This is a genomic window from Reinekea sp., assembly GCF_982785585.1.
In genome coordinates, this window is the sequence record NZ_CEYAVF010000055.1 from 4,240 (window position 1) to 8,326 (window position 4,087).

The 4,087-nt window shown below is 57.3% G+C and carries 4 protein-coding genes; 2 read left to right on the forward strand and 2 right to left on the reverse strand.

Translation table 11 applies throughout. The features are described 5' to 3' along the window. A partial coding sequence (locus AC4FIC_RS14685; RefSeq protein WP_476194193.1) for a metallopeptidase TldD-related protein occupies nucleotides 1-163 on the forward strand: 163 nt, incomplete at its 5' end. Nucleotides 164-231: 68 nt separating this feature from the next. Further along, complete coding sequence (locus tag AC4FIC_RS14690; RefSeq protein WP_476194189.1) at nucleotides 232-2,433, forward strand: ATP-dependent helicase; 2,202 nt, start codon at nucleotides 232-234, stop codon at nucleotides 2,431-2,433. 468 nt (nucleotides 2,434-2,901) lie between these two features. On the opposite strand, the gene djlA is transcribed toward AC4FIC_RS14690, so the two are convergent. Continuing rightward, a complete protein-coding gene (djlA, locus tag AC4FIC_RS14695; protein WP_476195185.1) occupies nucleotides 2,902-3,708 on the reverse strand; it encodes a co-chaperone DjlA in 807 nt (268 codons plus the stop codon). Between the two features lie 88 nt (nucleotides 3,709-3,796). Further along, the coding region (locus tag AC4FIC_RS14700) for a nitrilase-related carbon-nitrogen hydrolase (protein ID WP_476195186.1) at nucleotides 3,797-4,087 on the reverse strand (291 nt) is incomplete at its 5' end.

The window sequence follows — 4,087 nt, forward strand, 5'->3', positions numbered from 1 at the left end:
CGGCGAACGGCGCCATGCTGTGCGCGGCGTCACGGTGGCCGGCAACCTCTACCAGATGTTGCAGCAAGTCGTCGCGGTGGGCGATCAGAGCCACTGGAACGACAGCCGTCACAGCTGTATGGCAAGCGTGCGCTTTGCCGACCTCGCGATTGCCGGCAGCTAAATCGGCAGGCGCGTTGAGCCGGCTTTTCTGCTAATCTGCCGGCTGTTTCTTCAGTCCAAATCATATCTGTGCACTATACCAACGAACAACTTAAGGTGATCGCGCACGGCGCCGGCCATGCGCGCATCATCGCCGTGGCCGGGTCGGGCAAAACCCAAACCTTGACCGCCTATGTCCAGAATCGCCTGAGTCAGGGCGCTAATCCGCGCCGCCTGTTGGTCTTGATGTACAACAAGGCGGCACAGCTGGCGTTCGAGCAGCGGCTCAAGAATTTGGTCGGCGGACAGGCGATCCCCGATATTCGCACCTTTCACTCGCTCGGCTATCGAATCTGCCAGACCCTGGTGAAGCAGGGCGACATGCCGGCCTTTCAGAAAAACCTGATGCAGGACAGCGAGCTGGAGCCGATCGTTTGGCGCCTGCTGCGCGAGTTGGCCGATCCGTCGATCGCCGAGGATCTGCTCACGCGCAAGAAAAAATGGGTTGAACCGGCCCTGGCTTACTTTGAATTGGTTAAGAGTTCCATGGAGTCACCGGAAATCGTCTTTGATGGCACCGGATTGCCCGTTCAGTGTCAATTTTTTGTCACCGCTTTCTATAATTTCGAGCAGTGGCGCATGGACCAGGGCAAGCTGACCTTCGCCGATCTAATCTATGAACCGGCGCGCCGCTTTAAGGCCTCGCCTGCGCTGGCTGCGCAGTTTGGCGGTCATATGGCGGAAATTATTGTCGATGAGTTTCAGGATATTAATCCGGTCCAGCAGTTCTTGCTCAATACCCTGCACGGCGGCCGCGGTCAGGTGATGGTGGTTGGCGATCCGGATCAGACCATCTATGAATTTCGCGGGTCCAAACCGAGCCTGCTGACCCATGAATTCGACCGGGTCTTTGGTGCGGTAACCGATTATCGCCTGAGCCATACCTTTCGTTTTAGCGATGCGCTGAGCCTCTTGGCCAATCAGGTGATTGCCGGCAACTATGCCGATTCGGCCGAGCGGACCCAGTGCATTTCCCATAGCTCGACCGGGCCCACCCGGGTGACCCAGTTGCCAACCGCCGATAGCGCGGTCGGTGCACTGCAGACGATCCAGGCCTGGGCGGCGAGCCGGCCGCTGTCGGATATTGCGGTGATCAATCGACTCTGGGCCAACAGCGCGCGGATTGAGTTGGCACTGCTGGCCCAGGCCATTCCCTACCATATGGATAATCAACAGACCGTGCTGGAGCGCTATGAACTGCGGCCGTTCCGGGTTCTGCTGCAGATCGCCGCGGGCCAGGTCGCGGGCTGGGATGAGCGCGCGCGCAGCCAAGCCTGGCAAAGCCTGTTGACCCAGCCCTACCTGAAAATCAAGAAGGCGACGGTGGATCAACTGATTCAGCGCTTGGCCGACACCACCGAGCACTGGGGCCGAAGCCTGCGCAATGCCATTCCGGAGAGTCTGTCGACCTATCAGTCGGCCGCCCTATTCGAGCGCGCGCGCTGGATCGAGAAAGCTGAGCGGGCAGAAGGCGCGGCCTTTCCGGTGGTGCATGGCTGGATTCAACAAACGGATTATTTGGCGGCGCTCAAGGACAATGCCTTTTCGGCCGCGCAGGTTGAAGACCAGGTGGCGACGGTTAAGGCATTTGCGCAATTTGTGCGCCAGGCGAAGTGGACGCTGCGCGACGGGGCCGATCAGCTGGCCGAGCTGGTCGAGCGCAAGACGCCGAGCCATGTCGATGCCTTACTGATCACGTCGATTCACAAGGCCAAGGGCCGAGAGTGGCCCTGTGTGATCATTCCCGAGGTCAATGACCGGTTCTTTCCCTATCAGCCCGAAGGTGAGTTGACCCTGGCGAGCAGTGCGGCCAGTGAGCGGCGCCTACTTTACGTCGGTCTAACCCGGGCGCAGCAGGAACTGGTCTTGCTGACGCCGGTGCCAGAGTCCGCCGAGCTGGTGTCGGCCCTTATGCCCGCGGCCTATGTCGAGGGCCTGGAGGCCTTTGTGGCGCATCTAGCTGAGCCGGTCGGCGAGTTAGCCTTGCCCAGTGGCATGCATCGGGCCAGTGTCGAACATTATGGCCGGGTCAAGGGTCTCGAGCCGGTAAGCTGGCGGGTACGGGGCAGCCAAGATTTGACCGCGGCCACGGTGGAGCATCCAACTCTCGGGGTCGGTCGCGTCCTAGAAGATAGTGACGCTAAGTTATCGATTCAGTTTCGCCAAGAAAATCAGGCGCGCAGCTTTAAGCGCGACATCGTGCTGCCCCTGCTGACTGTCTTGGCTGACTAGTGCCGCGCCGGAGCCACTTGGTCGACGAGTTAGCTGAGCAAGGCTGCGTTTATTGGCGGGACAGCGCCAGCCCTAGCGCAACGTCATCATCAATAGAGCAAAAAAAACCAGCATACCCCCACCAAGAATAGCCAAGGCAAGAATTTGACGGCGCGCCATTTGCTGCTTTAAGACAATATTTTTATTGAGCATCGGATTCGGTCCTGAACGAGGCCTAAAAACTGCCCGTTCCCGCATCTGGCAACACGTAAGTTGCGCATAACAGGTTAGGGAGCAGGTTGTCGGCGTTGACGGCTAGCAAACAGGATGCAAAGGCCAGAACAGGAAAGACTATCAATATTCTTTATTTTAAATGTCGAATCGATCCCAAAAATAGTATGGGCGCACAGGTTCACAGTCTAGCTGTTAAGCAGTTCCACCTATTATGTCGACTGAGTCCTGCCGATTTGTGATCCGATTCACAACAACTCAGGCCTTGAGCAGATCGTATGCCTCCCGGATCTTCTGCGTTTTTTCAGTCGCCAATTTCATCATTTCCTCTGGCAGACCTTTGGACACCAACTTATCGGGATGATGCTGGCTCATGAGTCGGCGATAGGCCTTTTTGATATCCGCTTGGGAATGCTGCGGGGTGACTTCGAGAATGGCGTAGGCTGCTGCTTTGCTGGCGACCGAGCCGGTTGCGCGATTGCCGCTGTGCTGCTGGCCGCCGTCGTATTGGCCATCGCCTAAGCCCATGCTGAATTGAACTAGGGCTTCGATCTGGCGAAAAACCGATTCGTGAAAACCCAACATCTGGCACAGTTTTAACAGTAACTGTTCTTCGGCCGGGTGTAGATCGCCATCGGCATAGGCGGCCTGGACCTGCAGTTCGATAAACATGCGCATCAGGTTGGCACGTCTATGACACTCTTGACGAAATTGCAGCATCACCTCTTCGAGAGGAAAGTCGTCCTGCTTGCCCTTGATAAACAGCCGCATAGCGGCTTGACGCATCTCACCGCTTAAATTCATCTTGTCCATCACAGTCTCGGCCAGCGATATCTCATCGGATGAGACCTTGCCGTCGGCTTTCGCGACGGCGCCCATGACCGAAAAGGTGGCCGTAAAGAAGGCCATCTGCACCCGTTCCTGGTCGCCCGGCGATAGTTTTCCACCGATGGCGCGCGCTGCGGTATCGATGTTATGGCCCAGTGCCATACCGAACATGGCGCCCAGCGGACCGCCGAGGAAAAATCCAAAGGTACCGCCGACTAATTTGCCCCACCAACTCATGGTTAATCCTTACTTTCAATTATTGTGCATTCAATTCATTTGGCTGGCGGCTTATGGAGCCAGGCTGCTGTGACGATACGCGCCGAACTTAGCAGTCGCCATCTTTGGTTAGTAAATTACCATATTGAGTTGGTCGGCGATCCCGGAATAGGCCCCATTCCTGCCGCAATCGATCGATCGCATCCAGGTCAAAAGTATGGCACGCGACGCCCGTCTCGGTCTTAGACAGCTCTTGCACCAGGGCGCCGGTTGGGTCGCTGATAAAGGATGAGCCATAAAAGGTAATGGCGGAGCGCTCGATAGTTTCTTCACCGACCCGATTGCTGGCCAACACCGGAATGACATTAGCCGCCGCATGACCCTGCTGGGTGCGTTGCCA